This window comes from Tabrizicola sp., assembly GCF_041913445.1.
GTDB lineage: Bacteria > Pseudomonadota > Alphaproteobacteria > Rhodobacterales > Rhodobacteraceae > Tabrizicola.
Window position 1 is genome coordinate 72,030 of sequence record NZ_JAYSFG010000013.1, and the last position, 13,922, is coordinate 85,951.

The following is a 13,922-nucleotide window of genomic DNA, read 5'->3' on the forward strand; positions in this document are numbered from 1 at the left end:
TCAGGCCTGCAGCGGGATGGCGAGGCAGCCGAGGACGACCACGGTCAGCATGACCCTGAGGCGCAGCCACCAGCGCGGGGCGAGGCCCCAGGCCTGAAACATCGCGTCGAGGAGAAGGAGGCCCACGAAGCCCGCGGCGAGGAAGATGGCCGAGGTGTCCGAGGCGTCGGAGACCATGAAGAAGACCCAGAGCGCGGGGATGACCGACAGGGTATAGGCAATGGCGGCCTCTCGCCCTTCGGCCTTGGTGGCAAAGCCCCAGAGGACGCCGGACATGAAGCTGAGGATGACAGTGCCGTAGGTCAGCCCGACATAGGCCCCAAGGAACATCGGCGACAGGACCTGCCCGGCCGCGCTGGACAGGTCCGGAGACAGATGCGTCGCCGCCGACCAGAGAAACGGGATCAGCCCGGCGAGGCCGAGAAGGAGGGCAGGGCGGGGGATGCGGCTGTCGTCGGTCATGCGCCTGATCTAGCGTGATGCGGCGTGCATGGCCAGATCAGTCCGGGTCCACGAACCGGTCGAAGCGCGGCGGGATGGCGGCAGCGATCGCCTGAAGGACCTTGCCCACCCGGTCGACGTCCGCCTCGCGGGGCTGGGAGGGAAGGTCCACCGTCCCGGCGGCAAGGTTCACCCGGCCCCAGGTCAGGCCGCCGCCGACCATCGGGGTGTCGGTCTCGCGGGCCGGACGGTCCAGGAGGCCGCTTTCGTCGGCGGCAGTCCGGATCGCCTCGAGTGCCGCTTCGGACACTTTGGCGCGGCGGAGCTTGCAGGCAGGGCCTTCCGTCTCGTAGCCCCGGCAGTGCTTCAGCTCCAGCTGGCCATCCTCCCGGATCACGACGCTGGTTTCCCAGGCGTATTCCGGGGGCAGGCTGCCCGAGTTCGTCCAGTACTCGGCGAGGGCCGGAGCGGGTTCCTCGGCCTGGGCTGGGAAGGCCAGAGCCAGGGAGAAGGCGAGAAGGCTGCGGCGGATCATGAGAGGTCTTCCACGAGGCGTCGGATGCGTTTCTGGCGGGTCGGCTCGGTCTTGGCGGTGGCGATCTGGTACAGAAGGCCCCTTCGTCTGCCGGGGGTGAGGCTTTCCCAGACGGAGAGGATGCCGCCGGCAAGGAGGGCGGCTTCGATGTCCGGGTCAAGGTCGACGCGGTCATCTGGAGCGGGGCGGAGGCGGACTTCGATCGGCTCACCCGGTTGGATGCCGATCCGGTCAAGAAGGCTTTGCCCGGTCCAGAGGAAGACGCCCTCGACCACCGGAGCGCGGCAGAGGGCGAGGTTGACGGGGTGTTCGGCGATCTCGCCCTCGACTCGGCGGGTCTTGCCAAGGGATTGGGCGACATCTTCGGGGAGGCGGAGGATGGTGTAGGTCGAACCGCCCCAGGTCAGGGGTTCCACCCGACCCTCGAAGGTGACCCAATCGGTCATGCAGGCTCGCGCAGGATGCGGGGGACCTTGAATTCGATATCCTCGACGGCGGTTTCGACGAGGTCGAGCGTGACGCTGTAGCGGGCGCGGAAGGCGTCGATGACTTCGTTGACCAGGACCTCGGGCGCGCTGGCCCCGGCGGTCAGGCCCACGGCGCGGACGCCTTCCAGGGCGCGCCAGTCGATGTCGGCGGCGCGCTGGATCAGCATGGAATAGGGGCAGCCCGCGGCGGAGCCGACCTCGACCAGGCGCTTGGAGTTCGAGGAGTTGGGCGCTCCGATCACGAGAAGGGCGTCGATCTTCGGGGCGACGGCCTTGACGGCGGCCTGGCGGTTGGTGGTCGCGTAGCAGATGTCGTCGTGGGCGGGGGCGTGGATCAGGGGGAAACGGGCCTTGAGGGCGGCGGCGATCTCGGCGGTGTCGTCGACCGAGAGGGTCGTCTGGGTGATGAAAGCAAGCTTCGCGGGGTCGCGGACCTGCAGGGCGGCGACGTCCTCGACGGTTTCGACGAGGAGGACCTCCCCCTGGGGAAGCTGGCCCATCGTGCCCACGGTTTCCGGGTGGCCCTGGTGGCCGATGTAGATCATCTGGGTGCCGGCCTCGTGGTGGCGGGCGGCCTCGTTGTGGACCTTGGTGACAAGGGGGCAGGTGGCGTCGACGGCGATCATGTTCCGGGCGGCGGCCTCGGCCGGGACGGACTTCGGGACGCCGTGGGCCGAGAAGACGACGGGGCGGTCGGTGGGGCAGTCGTCCAGTTCCTCGACGAAGACGGCTCCTTGCGCCCTCAGGGCGTCGACGACGAACTTGTTGTGGACGATCTCGTGGCGGACGTAGACCGGGGCGCCCCATTTCTGCAGGGCCATCTCGACGATCTTGATCGCCCGGTCCACCCCGGCGCAGAAGCCGCGGGGGGCGGCGAGGTATAGGGTGAGGGCGGGCAGGTCGGACATCGGCGGGCCTTCGGCAGGGGTTGCGACAGGTTTAGGGGCTGCGGCAGGGCCTGTCGAGTGTCCACGCAGGACAGGTTTCGCGGTCTGAGCGAATTCAAAGGGTTGGCTGTGGACGTTCAGGATCTGTTGACCTTGATGCGGCTCTAGCGCCTTCGGCTCGTCGTGGTGGCCCAGCGAGGAGGCCGGATAGCTCTAGATGCCGAATGCCGCAGCGCCAAGCCACCCAAGCGCGATGTAGCGGCCGGTCTTGGCGATGGCGACCAGCAGCAGGAACAGCGGAAACGGCACGCGCAGCACGCCGGAAAGGGCGACGATCATGTCGCCGAAGGGCACCCAGGAGAGGAGGAGGAGCCAGAGGCCCCAGCGGGACCACCAGCCCTCGGCCCGGGCCAGCTGGCCGGGCTTCAGCGGGAACCAGCGGTGGTCCCGCTGGTCCGACAGCCAGCGGCCAAGGCCATAGGTAACGCAGGACCCCAGCGTGTTGCCGATCGAGGCGACGACGACCAGCCAGAACGTATCCCACCCCGCAGCCTGCAGGCCGAGGAAGACAAGTTCCGACTGGAACGGCACCGGCGTCGCGGCGAGGAACGCTGCGGCGAACAGTCCGGCGAGGGCGATCATGCTGGTATCACCGAGAGCTCCCCAGCTGCTTCGGTGAATCCAGACCTCACTTCGCCTCGACCGCGACCTCTTCCCCGACGGCCGGGCGCGGTTCGCGCGGCGGACGGCCGATGACTTCGCGCAGCTCGTCCAGCTCGATGAAGTTGTCGGCCTGGCGGCGCAGTTCGTCGGCGATCATCGGCGGCTGGCTGCGGATGGTCGAGACCACCGACACCCGGACGCCCTGGCGCTGCAGGCTTTCCACCAGCGGGCGAAAATCCCCGTCGCCCGAAAACAGCACGATGTGATCGACCCGTTGCGCCAGCTCCATGGCATCGACGGTAAGCTCGATGTCCATGTTGCCCTTCACCTTCCGCCGTCCCTGGCTGTCGGTGTATTCCTTCGCCGGTTTCGTCCGCATGGTGAAGCCGTTGTAATGCAACCAGTCCACCAGCGGCCGGATCGGCGAATAGTCATCGTTCTCGAGCAGCGCCGTGTAGTAGAACGCGCGGAGGAGCTTTCCCCGGCGCATGAACTCCATCCGGAGAAGCTTGTAGTCGATGTCAAACCCCAGTGCCTTTGCCGCGGCATAAAGGTTGGAACCATCGATGAACAGCGCGAGCCGTTCGTCTTTGTAAAACATTCTGTGTCCCCTCAAAGTCGCCGTCAGAAAAACCTAGCTGGTCGAAATGACATGCAATTCGTAAATCCGGCGGCCAACCCCAAGTAAATAACAGCCGGACATGGCTAGGCACAAGAGAACTAAAGGAATAGGCCAATGTACGAAAGGATAGGTGTGCACGCCCTGGTTGCGCTCGGCGCAAATCTGCCACTGGCAGATGCGCCTCCGGCGGAAACTTTGCGTGCCGCTCTGAAAGCGCTTGCAGCGGAAGGCCTTTCGGCACTTGCGGTTAGCCGTTTCTACGCGACGCCCTGCTTTCCGGCGGGGTCAGGGCCGGACTATGTGAACGCGGCTGCCGTGCTGGATGCGGGCGGCCGGGACGCCGATTCCATCCTGGCAACACTGCACGCCGTGGAAGCCCATTTTGGACGGGTTCGGGAAAAACGCTGGGGAATGCGCACGCTGGACATCGACCTTCTGGCCCTGGGCGATTCGGTTCTGCCTGATCCCGCGACGCAGGATTCCTGGCGCGCACTGCCGCCCGAGGCGCAGGTCCGCAGGACGCCGGACCAGCTGATCCTGCCGCATCCGCGGCTGCAGGACCGGGCCTTCGTGCTGGTTCCGTTGGCCGACGTGGCGCCCGACTGGGTGCATCCGCGCACGGGTCAAAGCGTGGCCGCGATGCTGGCGGCCCTGCCCGAAGCGGATCGCGCCGAGGTGAAACCACTTTGATTTTGCCCGTTTTGCCGCTTGTCAAGACTTTCCGGGCGGCATAATAAGGCCACTTCCAGCGAAGCTTCCCGATTGGAGTATCCCCATGGCCCGCGTGACGGTCGAAGATTGCGTTGACAAGGTCCCGAACCGGTTCGAGCTGGTGATGCTGGCCGCCCACCGGGCGCGCGAGATCGCCTCGGGGTCGCCCGTCACGGTGGACCGCGACAACGACAAGAACCCCGTCGTCGCCCTGCGCGAGATCGCCGACGAGGCGCAGTCGGCCGAGGTCCTGCGCGAGCGGATGATCGAAAGCTACCAGACCCAGATCGAGGTCGACGAGCCCGAGGAAGACCAGATGGCGCTGCTCATGGGCGGCGAGATGGATCGTCCGATGGTCGACGACATGTCGGAAGAGAAGCTTCTGCGCGCCCTGATGGAAGCCCAGGGCGAGTTCTGACCGGGTTTTGCCCAGTGGGGCGGTGATGATCGACGTCGAAGACCTCATCGCCCTGGTTCGCAACTACAACCCGCGCTGCAATGCCGACCTGATCCGTCGTGCCTATGCCTATGGCATGAAGATGCACGAGGGTCAGGTGCGGAAGTCGGGCGAGCCCTATTTCACCCATCCCGTCGCGGTGGCCGCGATCCTGACCGAACAGCGCCTGGACGACGCGACGATCGTCACGGCCCTTCTGCACGACACGATCGAGGACACGCGGTCGACCTATTCCGAGGTCTCGGATCTGTTCGGGGTCGAGGTGGCCGAGCTGGTCGATGGCGTCACCAAGCTGACCAACCTGCAGCTTTCCAGCGCGGGCAGCCAGCAGGCCGAGAACTTCCGCAAGCTCTTCATGGCGATGTCCCGCGACCTGCGGGTGATCCTGGTGAAGCTCGCCGACCGGCTGCACAACATGCGCACGATCCGGTCGATGAAGCCGGAAAAGCAGGCCCAGAAAGCGCGCGAGACGATGGAGATCTTTGCTCCGCTCGCTGGCCGGATGGGGATGCAGTGGATGCGGGAGGAGCTGGAGGATCTGTCCTTCAAGGTCCTGAACCCCGAGGCGCGGAATTCCATCCTGCGGCGGTTCCTGACCTTGCAGAAGGAATCCGGGGATGTGGTCCACAAGATCACGGCGGATATCCTGCACGAGCTGGACAAGGCGCAGATCGAGGCGGACGTGTTCGGGCGCGCGAAGAAGCCCTACTCGATCTGGCGCAAGATGCAGGAGAAGGACCTGGCCTTCAGCCGGCTTTCCGACATCTATGGCTTCCGGGTGATCTGCGGGTCGGTGGCGGACTGCTACCGCATCCTTGGGGTGATCCACCAGCGCTGGCGGGCGGTGCCGGGGCGGTTCAAGGATTACATCAGCCAGCCGAAGAACAACGGATATCGGTCGATCCACACGACGGTCAGTGGCCGCGACGGCAAGCGGGTCGAGGTGCAGATCCGCACGCGCGAGATGCACGAGGTGGCCGAGGCGGGCGTCGCGGCACATTGGTCGTACCGTGAGGGCGTGCGGGCGGTGAACCCCTTCGCGGTGGACCCGGCCAAGTGGATCGCGACACTGACCGAACGGCTGGACGAAGGCGACACGGACGAGTTCCTGGAGCATGTGAAGCTCGAGATGTATTCCGACCAGGTGTTCTGCTTCACGCCCAAGGGGGACGTGATCCAGATGCCGCGCGGGGCTACCCCGCTGGACTTTGCCTATGCGATCCACACGCGGATCGGGAACTCCTGCGTCTCGGCGAAGATCGACGGGATCCGGGTGCCGCTGTGGACCCGGCTGAAGAATGGCCAGTCGATCGAGATCATCACGGCCGAGGGGCAGCGCCCGCAGTCGAGCTGGATCGACATCGTGACGACGGGGCGGGCAAAGGCGGCGATCCGGCGGAGCTTGCGGGAAGAGGACCGGGGGCGGTTCGTCAAGCTTGGGCAGGAGCTGGCGCGGGCGGCTTTCGACCACGTGGGCAAGAAGGCCAGCGAAAAGGCGCTGCGGACGGCGGCAAAGATGCTGGGGCTGGCGGATGAGAACGACCTGCTGGCGCGGCTTGGCTCCGCCGAGCTTCCGGCGCGACGGGTGGTCGAGACGCTTTATCCGGAACTCGCCCAGGCGGTGGCCGAGGAAGTCGATTCGAAGCGCCCCGTCGTCGGGCTTATGGCCGACCAGGACTTCCGCCGCGCGCAGTGCTGCCAGCCGGTCCCGGGCGAGCGGATCGTGGGCATCACCTACAGGGGGCAGGGCGTCGTGGTCCATGCCATCGACTGCCCCGCGCTGGAGGAGTTCGAGGACCAGACCTCGCGCTGGGTGGACCTGCAGTGGCACTCGGGCCGTCACAAGCCCGTGTTCACGGTCAGCCTGGACCTGACGATTTCCAACGATGCGGGCGTGCTGGGCCGGATCTGCACCCTGGTCGGCGAGCAGAAAGCGAACATCTCGGACCTGCGCTTCACCGACCGCAAGCCCGATTTCTATCGCCTTATCATTGACGTGGATTTGCGCGATGTCGAACATCTTCATATGGTGATGACGGCCTTGGAGGCCGAGACGGATGTGGCGCAGATCTCGCGTCATCGGGATTTGACACGCCGGCCGTAAGGGCGGACAGCGGGGGTGGGGCCCGGAGAAGAGGCGGCGTTGGTTTTCAGGCGTAGAGATCCGTTGAGTTGGGGCGCGTGGCTGCGCGAGCAGGTCTATCCGCGCTCGGGCTTCAAACGGGCGACGCGCTATGTCGTCTACCGGATGCGCCGCCTGCCTGACCAGCCGCACCGGGTCGCCCGCGGTGTCTTTGCTGGGTTCTTCATCGGCTTCCTGCCCTTGCCGGGCCTGCAATTCCTGGCGGCCTGGGGCATGGCGCGGCTGATGCGCGGCAACGTGCTGGCGGCCCTTCTGGGCACCTTCAACACCAATCCGCTGACGACCCCTCCATTCACCGTGTTCGCGGTCTGGCTGGGCCACTGGATGCTTGGCATCGAGGCCCCCTTGAATGCCCAGTATATCCTGGGAGCGTTGGAGAATGCGGGTCACGACCTCTGGTTCAACGTCATGGCGCTGTTCGGGCCGGAAAAGGCGCAGTGGGACGGGCTGATCCAGTTCTTCAACGAGATCTACCTGCCCTGGCTGATCGGCGCCTTGGGGCCGGCCATCGTGATCAGCGCCATCGCCTATTACGTGACGATCCCGCTGGTCGAGGCCTACCAGAAAGCCCGCGCCGCCACGGCGCATGAACGGGCCGAGCGTCGCGGCAAGATGCGGGCCAAGCTGGCCGAAGCCGCGGCCAAGCTGAAACGCCGCAGCGAAAAGGGCGGCGAGGACGATGACGACAGCCCCGGAACGCCCTAGACTGTCGGAAAACGCGGGAAGGCCGGAATGACCCATTCACTGAAGACGCCGGGCAAGCTGAGGCTCGGGGTGAACATCGACCACGTCGCGACGGTGCGGAACGCCCGTGGCAGCGCCTGGCCGGACCCGCTGCGGGCGGCCCTTCTGGCCGAGACCGCGGGTGCGGATGGGATCACCGCTCACCTGCGCGAGGATCGCCGCCACATCCGCGATGCCGACATCGAGGCCCTGATGGCTGGGATCGCGATCCCGCTGAACTTCGAATGCGCCGCCACGGCCGAGATGCAGGCCATCGTCCTGCGCCATAAGCCGCATGCGGTCTGCCTGGTCCCCGAGAAGCGCGAGGAGCGGACGACCGAGGGCGGCCTCGACGTGGCGGGCGACCAGAACCGGCTGGCCGACTACATCGCCCCCCTGCGCGACGCGGGCTGCCGGGTCAGCATGTTCATCAGCCACGACCCCCGCCAGATCGAAGCCAGCGCCCGGATCGGCGCGGCGGTGGTGGAGCTGCACACGGGGCTTTATTCCGAACTGCTGGCCGATGGGCACACGTCCCTGGCCGAGCGCGAGCTGGCCTCGCTGCAGGCCGGGGCGGAACTGGCGGCCAGCCTGGGGCTGGAGGTCCATGCCGGGCACGGGCTGACTTATGACAATGTGGAACCCATCGCCGCGATCCCGGAGCTCGCGGAACTCAACATCGGCCATTTCCTGATCGGAGAGGCGATCTTCCGCGGCCTGGAACCGGCCATCGAGGAGATGCGCCGCCGGATGGATCTGGCCCGCGGGGGCGCGGCGTGAGACCGATTTCCGAAACGGAAATCGGCGTTGCGCCGGGTGACGGGGCATGATCCTGGGCATCGGCAGCGACCTGTGCAACATCGAGCGGATCGAGGCGACTCTGGCCCGCCACGGCGACCGCTTCAAGGACCGCGTCTTTACCGAGACCGAGCAGAAGAAGGCCGACAGCCGCCCCCGCGCCGTGGCCGCGACCTATGCGAAACGCTGGGCGGCGAAGGAGGCGTGCTCGAAGGCGCTTGGCACCGGCCTTCGCATGGGGATCGCCTGGAAGGACATGGCCGTGACCAACCTGCGGTCGGGCCAGCCGGTGATGCATGTCACGGGCTGGGCGGCCGAAAGGCTGCGCGCCATGACGCCCGAGGGTCACGAGGCGGTGATCCATGTCACGCTGACGGACGACCACCCCTGGGCGCAGGCCTTCGTGGTGATCGAGGCGCGTCCGCTGGTTCCCGGCGTAGCCCCCCACGCTTGACTCCCCCCGACCCGGCGCGCATGTAGCGGAAAACGCAAGAGGCAGACGACATGGCAAGCAGGGACAAGGGCGATGGCGGCATCGTCGAGACGATCAAGACGGTCTTCTGGGCCCTGGTGATCGCGATCGCCTTTCGGTCGATCCTGTTCCAGCCCTTCTGGATCCCGTCCGAGTCGATGAAGGACACGCTCCTGATCGGCGACTTCCTCTTCGTCAACAAGATGGCCTACGGCTATTCGCGCTATTCCTGCGAGATCCCCTTCACCACCATCAGCCTCTGCCCGGTCGAGGGTCGGGTGCTGGGGTCGGATCCGGTGCGGGGCGACGTGGTGGTGTTCCGCCATCCGACGGCCGGGTCGGACTACATCAAGCGGTTGGTGGGCCTGCCGGGCGACAAGATGCAGATGCGGGACGGCGTTCTGTACATCAATGGCGCGGCGGCGCCTCAGCAGCCGGATGGCGTCTTCGAAGAGATCATGGAAGCCCAGGGGCCCATGCGCAACCGCCCGCGCTGCGAGAACGGCGCGGTGGGCGAGGGCGGTATCTGCCAGAAGAGCCGCTTCATCGAGACCCTGCCCGAGGGCCGCCAGCACCATGTGCTGAACATCGACACGGACGGGGCCGGGGACAACACCGACGTCTTCACCGTGCCCGAAGGCCATTACTTCGTGATGGGCGACAACCGCGACAACTCGACCGACAGCCGCTTCCCGCAGTCGGTGGGCGGGGTTGGCTTCCTGCCGGCGGAATACCTGATCGGCCGGGCGGACCGGATCATGTTCTCGTCCGCGGGCCGCAGCCTGTTCTTCTTCTGGACCTGGCGCGCCGATCGTTTCTTCAAGGCGATCGAGTAAGCGCGTGAGGCTGTCGGCGGACCTGCTGGCCTTCCAGGATCGGCTGGGGCACACGTTCCGGAAGCCCGACCTCTTGCTGCGCGCGGTCACCCATGCCTCGATCGGGACGGCGACGCGGCCGGACAACCAGCGGCTGGAGTTCCTGGGCGACCGGGTCCTGGGCCTCGTGATGGCCGAGGCGCTTCTGGCGGCCGACGCGGGCGCGCGCGAGGGGCAGCTGGCACCTCGGTTCAACGCCTTGGTCCGGAAGGAGACCTGCGCCGACGTGGCGCGGGAGGTAGGCCTGGGGGACGTCCTGAAGCTTGGCCGCAGCGAGATGCTGACCGGGGGCCGCCGGAAGGAGGCGCTTCTCGGCGACGCGATGGAGGCGGTGATCGCGGCTGTCTACCAGGACGCGGGCTTCGAGGCGGCGCGGGCGCTGGTCCTGCGGCTTTGGGGCAAGCGCATCGCGTCGGTGGAGCCCGACGCGCGGGATGCCAAGACCTCGCTTCAGGAATGGGCGCAAGCGCGGGGGATGCCGCCGCCGGGGTACGAGGAAGCTGGCCGCTCCGGCCCCGACCACGCGCCGCAGTTCACGGTGCGGGTCACGCTGGCGAATGGCGAGACGGCGGAGGCGACGGCGGGATCGAAGCGCGTGGCCGAACAGGCGGCGGCTCGGCTCCTTCTGGAGCGGGTGGGCGGAGAGGGCTAGTCGGGCAGACCCGGTGGCATCAATCCCTTCTGCCGAGCGTCGCAGCGCCAGAGCTTCTTTCTGATCCCGTCCGGTTCGAGACCCCGGTATTTGCCCCCCGAGAACTTTCTCCAGTCTATTGCCATGCCCGCCTTGACCATCTCGGCCGACAGATCGCGCCCGTCGGGAAGGTAGCAGGTAGCTACGGTGCGGTCGTGCGATAGGTCGCCATCGAAAACTGCGCGCACCTCATGTCCCTTGCACAGGTTTACAAGCATCCACTTGGCATTCTTTCCGTAGGGGTGATCCATCTCGGGTGCGTCAATTCCGGACAGACGAATCCGCGTGCCACTTATGTCGATTGTATCGCCGTCGATGACCCAGGCACGGCCCCGCAGTTCCTGCACCTCTACGATCTTGATCTGGGTGGTCTGCTGAACCGCAATGATTGGCGGTGGTCGGCCTCGCTGATCCTCCGTCGGTCGCGGCATCCGGCCTTCAGGAACGTGGATGACCGACGTATCCCTCTCGACCACCACCAGCTTTGGACGGCGCGAGCGCGAGAAGGCGCGGAAGAGGAGACGGAGAATGCCCATGGCAAACGACTCGAAGGAGCAATGGGAAGAGGATGACTGCTTGTCCCTTGAAAGCCAACTGGCATTTCCCCCACTTTTCCCGTAAGGGCCGCTGATCAAGCAAAGGATCACCAGACCACATGACCACGCGCGCGGGCTTCGTTGCCCTGATCGGAGAGCCGAACGCCGGCAAGTCCACGCTTCTGAACCGGATGGTCGGGGCGAAGGTCAGCATCGTCACCCACAAGGTGCAGACGACGCGGGCGCGGATCCGGGGGATCTCGATGGCGGGGGAGGCGCAGATCGTCTTCGTCGACACGCCCGGCATCTTCCGGCCCCGGCGGCGGCTGGACCGGAGCATGGTCAAGGCGGCCTGGGGCGGGGCCTCGGATGCGGACGTGATCGTGTTGCTGATCGAGGCGCATCGCGGGCTGACCGAAGGCGCGCAATCGATCATCGACCGGCTGCGGGACGAGATGCCGAAGGGCAAGCCCGTGGCCTTGGCGATCAACAAGATCGACCGGGTGAAGGCCGAGACTCTGCTCGCGCTGGCCGAGGAGGCGAACAAGGCCTTTCCCTTCGCCAAGACCTTCATGATCAGCGCCGAGCGCGGCTATGGGGTCGAGGACCTGAAGGAGTGGCTCGGGGAGAACCTTCCGGAAGGGCCGTGGTATTACCCGGAGGACCAGATCGCCGACCTGCCGATGCGGATGATCGCGGCCGAGATGACGCGGGAGAAGCTGACTCTGCGGCTGCATGAGGAGCTGCCCTACCAGCTGACCGTCGAGACCGAGAAGTGGGAAGACAAGCCCGACGGGACGACGCGGATCGACCAGGTGGTCTATGTCGCGCGGGACGGGCACAAGGGGATCGTGCTGGGCAACCGGGGCGAGACGATCAAGGCCATCGGCCAGGCGGCGCGGGCGGAGATTTCCGAATTTTTGGGGCGGACGGTGCACCTCTTCCTGCAGGTGAAGGTGCGGCCGAACTGGCTGGAGGAGGCCGAGCGCTATTCCGAGATGGGCCTCGACTTCAAGGACGGCGATGTCTGAGGGGACCAAAAGTCTTCGAAGACTTTTGCAAGTTCCTTCGAAGGAATTTGGTCCCGGGCGTGCGGTGCCGCGATGACGCCGCGGCTGGCCTCGGGCGTCTGGGTCTCGGCCTATCTCACGCGGCTGCGGCTTGCGGATATTCCGGCCTATGTGACGGCGAAGGGCGACGCGGAGGCCGGGGCGGTGGTGGTGAAGGTGGCGCTCATGGACGGCACGGCCCGGGCCTATGAACGGCGGTCGGACCTTATGACCGGGGCGCGGGCCTGGATCCTGCTCGCCGAGTGTGAGGAGCGGGAGGTGGATGCATTGATCTCGCGGACCCGCGCGCGGGACCCGGACCTCTGGGTGATCGAGCTGGAGGATCGGCAGGGGCGGACTCTCCTGGAGGAGCCAGGCCTATCGGAGTGAGGCCCGGGCCAGCGCGATGAGGCAAAGGCCGAGCGCGGCAAAGGCAAGGACCATCCCGGCGACATTGAGCGCGACCTGCGGCCAGCCGAGAGTATCGGCGTCGAGGAAGGGGTAGGGCCAGAAGCTGGTCAGGGCTCCGCGTACCAGGGCGTAGACGGCGTAGAGCGCGGGCCAGATCAGCCAGGAGGGCAGGTCGCGGATGGTGACACGTCGGTCCCCGAAGGTCAGCCACCAAGCCAGGGTAAGCAGCGGTGTGGCGGTGTGGAGCGCCTGGTCCGTCCACCAGGCCAGCCCCTCGGGAGCCCAGAGACGGGCGAGGAGGGCGTGGTAGACAAGGCCAACCATCAGGATCGACAGCACAAGACCTCCCTGGAGCCGCGCCGACAAGCGGACGCCGAGGGCGGTGGCACCCATCAGGAGCGCTACGGCGCCGTTCGTAAGGATGGTGAAGTAGCCGGCAAGCCACCACCAGGCGGCGGTGTCCGGGGGGCGACCGGGTGCCGTGGCAGCGAGCGGGAGCTGCAGGGCGATGGCCGCAAGCGCGGTCGCGGCGGTGAGGGCGGCAAGGGCTCGGGACGGGTAGGAGGGCATCCGCGAAGGATAGGTGCGCCGGGCGGGGCTTCAATGGCGCGGCCTTGCGCGCGGTGGGGCCGCGGCGGATAGTCCCGGGATGGACTGGCGCGACGAAGGCATCCTTCTGTCCATGCGGACGCATGGCGAGACCTCGGCGATCATCGAGGTGATGACGGCTGCGCATGGCCGCCACATGGGCGTCGTGCGCGGCGGGTCCTCGCGCAAGATGGCGGCAACCCTGCAGCCGGGGACCGGGCTGACACTGGAATGGCGGGCGCGGCTGGACGATCATATCGGCAGCTTCACGGTGGAGCCCTTGCAGTCGCGGGCGCATCTGTTGGGCGACCGGCTGGCGTTGGCCGGGCTGATGGCGGTCTGCGCGCTGCTGCATGAGGCGCTGCCGGAGCGGGAGCCGCATCCGGCGCTGTGGCGGAAGACCCTTGGGCTGATGGATCGGCTGGGGGTGGAGGGGTGGACGGCGGACTATGTCCGGTGGGAGTTGTGCCTTCTGGAGGAGATCGGCTTCGGGCTGGACCTGACCACGTGCGCCGTGACCGGGGCGACCGAGGGGCTGGCCTATGTCAGCCCCAAGTCGGGCCGCGCCGTCACGGCGAAGGGCGCGGGGGACTGGGCGGATCGGCTGTTGCCCTTGCCCGAGGGGCTGGAGGGCAAGGGGGCGCTTACGCCCGAGGGGGTGCTGATGGGGTTGCGCTTGACCGGGTTCTTCCTCGACCGCGAACTGCGGCCCGTCTTGCACGACCGACCCCTGCCCGAGGCACGGTCACGGCTGGTGGACCTCTTGTGCCGGTCGGTCTGATACGACGGAGAATGTCGGGTTTGTGACAGACGGAACCGGGGGCAACCGGTC

The 13,922-nt window shown here is 66.9% G+C and carries 19 protein-coding genes; 11 read left to right on the forward strand and 8 right to left on the reverse strand.

The features are described 5' to 3' along the window. The 6 genes from ACE3Q6_RS14990 to ACE3Q6_RS15015 form a co-directional block, all read right to left on the reverse strand. Positions 1-462, reverse strand: a complete 462-nt coding sequence (locus ACE3Q6_RS14990) for a DUF3429 domain-containing protein (protein WP_374433969.1) — start codon at positions 460-462, stop codon at positions 1-3. Positions 463-499: 37 nt separating this feature from the next. Beyond that, entirely contained in the window at positions 500-976 is a 477-nt protein-coding gene (locus tag ACE3Q6_RS14995) for a hypothetical protein (protein ID WP_374433971.1), read from the reverse strand. Next, complete coding sequence (locus ACE3Q6_RS15000) at positions 973-1,422, reverse strand: YdeI/OmpD-associated family protein (RefSeq protein ID WP_374433974.1); 450 nt, start codon at positions 1,420-1,422, stop codon at positions 973-975. The genes ACE3Q6_RS14995 and ACE3Q6_RS15000 overlap by 4 nt, the downstream gene beginning before the upstream one ends. Further along, positions 1,419-2,372 carry a 4-hydroxy-3-methylbut-2-enyl diphosphate reductase gene (gene ispH / locus ACE3Q6_RS15005; RefSeq protein ID WP_374433977.1) on the reverse strand — a complete coding sequence of 318 codons (954 nt, stop codon included), beginning with the start codon at positions 2,370-2,372 and terminating at the stop codon, positions 1,419-1,421. Before ispH ends, ACE3Q6_RS15000 begins: the two co-directional genes overlap by 4 nt. Before the next feature lie 192 nt (positions 2,373-2,564). Continuing rightward, positions 2,565-2,993, reverse strand: coding sequence for a YqaA family protein (locus ACE3Q6_RS15010; protein WP_374433979.1), 429 nt, complete (start codon positions 2,991-2,993; stop codon positions 2,565-2,567). A gap of 46 nt (positions 2,994-3,039) precedes the next feature. After that, positions 3,040-3,615: an NYN domain-containing protein gene (locus ACE3Q6_RS15015; protein ID WP_374433981.1), complete on the reverse strand. Its 576-nt coding sequence runs from the start codon at positions 3,613-3,615 to the stop codon at positions 3,040-3,042. A gap of 135 nt (positions 3,616-3,750) precedes the next feature. On the opposite strand from ACE3Q6_RS15015, the gene folK reads away from it, so the two are divergent. The 8 genes from folK to rnc all read left to right on the forward strand — a co-directional run bounded on the left by folK (position 3,751) and on the right by rnc (position 10,467). Then, complete coding sequence (folK, locus tag ACE3Q6_RS15020) at positions 3,751-4,326, forward strand: 2-amino-4-hydroxy-6-hydroxymethyldihydropteridine diphosphokinase (protein WP_374433983.1); 576 nt, start codon at positions 3,751-3,753, stop codon at positions 4,324-4,326. Positions 4,327-4,411: 85 nt separating this feature from the next. Continuing rightward, positions 4,412-4,765 (forward strand): DNA-directed RNA polymerase subunit omega, encoded by a 354-nt coding sequence (gene rpoZ / locus ACE3Q6_RS15025; protein WP_374433986.1) that lies wholly within the window; start codon positions 4,412-4,414, stop codon positions 4,763-4,765. 25 nt (positions 4,766-4,790) lie between these two features. Next, positions 4,791-6,908 carry a bifunctional (p)ppGpp synthetase/guanosine-3',5'-bis(diphosphate) 3'-pyrophosphohydrolase gene (locus ACE3Q6_RS15030; protein WP_374433989.1) on the forward strand — a complete coding sequence of 706 codons (2,118 nt, stop codon included), beginning with the start codon at positions 4,791-4,793 and terminating at the stop codon, positions 6,906-6,908. Positions 6,909-6,971: 63 nt separating this feature from the next. After that, positions 6,972-7,652 (forward strand): DUF2062 domain-containing protein, encoded by a 681-nt coding sequence (locus ACE3Q6_RS15035; protein ID WP_374433991.1) that lies wholly within the window; start codon positions 6,972-6,974, stop codon positions 7,650-7,652. 39 nt (positions 7,653-7,691) lie between these two features. Then, positions 7,692-8,450 carry a pyridoxine 5'-phosphate synthase gene (locus ACE3Q6_RS15040; RefSeq protein WP_374434079.1) on the forward strand — a complete coding sequence of 253 codons (759 nt, stop codon included), beginning with the start codon at positions 7,692-7,694 and terminating at the stop codon, positions 8,448-8,450. A 46-nt stretch (positions 8,451-8,496) separates the two neighbouring features. Then, entirely contained in the window at positions 8,497-8,922 is a 426-nt protein-coding gene (acpS, locus tag ACE3Q6_RS15045; protein ID WP_374433993.1) for a holo-ACP synthase, read from the forward strand. Between the two features lie 50 nt (positions 8,923-8,972). Next, the gene (gene lepB / locus ACE3Q6_RS15050) at positions 8,973-9,776 is read left to right on the forward strand and encodes a signal peptidase I (protein WP_374433996.1); all 804 of its coding nucleotides are present in this window, start codon (positions 8,973-8,975) and stop codon (positions 9,774-9,776) included. 4 nt (positions 9,777-9,780) lie between these two features. Next, the gene (rnc, locus tag ACE3Q6_RS15055) at positions 9,781-10,467 is read left to right on the forward strand and encodes a ribonuclease III (RefSeq protein ID WP_374433999.1); all 687 of its coding nucleotides are present in this window, start codon (positions 9,781-9,783) and stop codon (positions 10,465-10,467) included. Here the strand turns inward: rnc and ACE3Q6_RS15060 are convergent. Continuing rightward, complete coding sequence (locus tag ACE3Q6_RS15060) at positions 10,464-11,042, reverse strand: thermonuclease family protein (RefSeq protein WP_374434001.1); 579 nt, start codon at positions 11,040-11,042, stop codon at positions 10,464-10,466. The genes rnc and ACE3Q6_RS15060 overlap by 4 nt on opposite strands. A gap of 119 nt (positions 11,043-11,161) precedes the next feature. Here ACE3Q6_RS15060 and era point away from each other — a divergent pair, with 119 nt between their 5' ends. Together era and ACE3Q6_RS15070 are read left to right on the forward strand one after the other, a co-directional pair. Further along, positions 11,162-12,073: a GTPase Era gene (era, locus tag ACE3Q6_RS15065; RefSeq protein ID WP_374434003.1), complete on the forward strand. Its 912-nt coding sequence runs from the start codon at positions 11,162-11,164 to the stop codon at positions 12,071-12,073. 72 nt (positions 12,074-12,145) lie between these two features. Next, positions 12,146-12,481: a DUF1491 family protein gene (locus ACE3Q6_RS15070; protein WP_374434005.1), complete on the forward strand. Its 336-nt coding sequence runs from the start codon at positions 12,146-12,148 to the stop codon at positions 12,479-12,481. On the opposite strand, the gene ACE3Q6_RS15075 is transcribed toward ACE3Q6_RS15070, so the two are convergent. Then, the gene (locus ACE3Q6_RS15075) at positions 12,470-13,072 is read right to left on the reverse strand and encodes a Pr6Pr family membrane protein (protein WP_374434008.1); all 603 of its coding nucleotides are present in this window, start codon (positions 13,070-13,072) and stop codon (positions 12,470-12,472) included. The two genes, ACE3Q6_RS15070 and ACE3Q6_RS15075, sit on opposite strands and share 12 nt — an antisense overlap. Positions 13,073-13,151: 79 nt before the next feature. On the opposite strand from ACE3Q6_RS15075, the gene recO reads away from it, so the two are divergent. Beyond that, positions 13,152-13,871, forward strand: a complete 720-nt coding sequence (gene recO, locus ACE3Q6_RS15080; protein WP_374434010.1) for a DNA repair protein RecO — start codon at positions 13,152-13,154, stop codon at positions 13,869-13,871. The last annotated feature ends 51 nt before the right edge of the window (positions 13,872-13,922 follow it).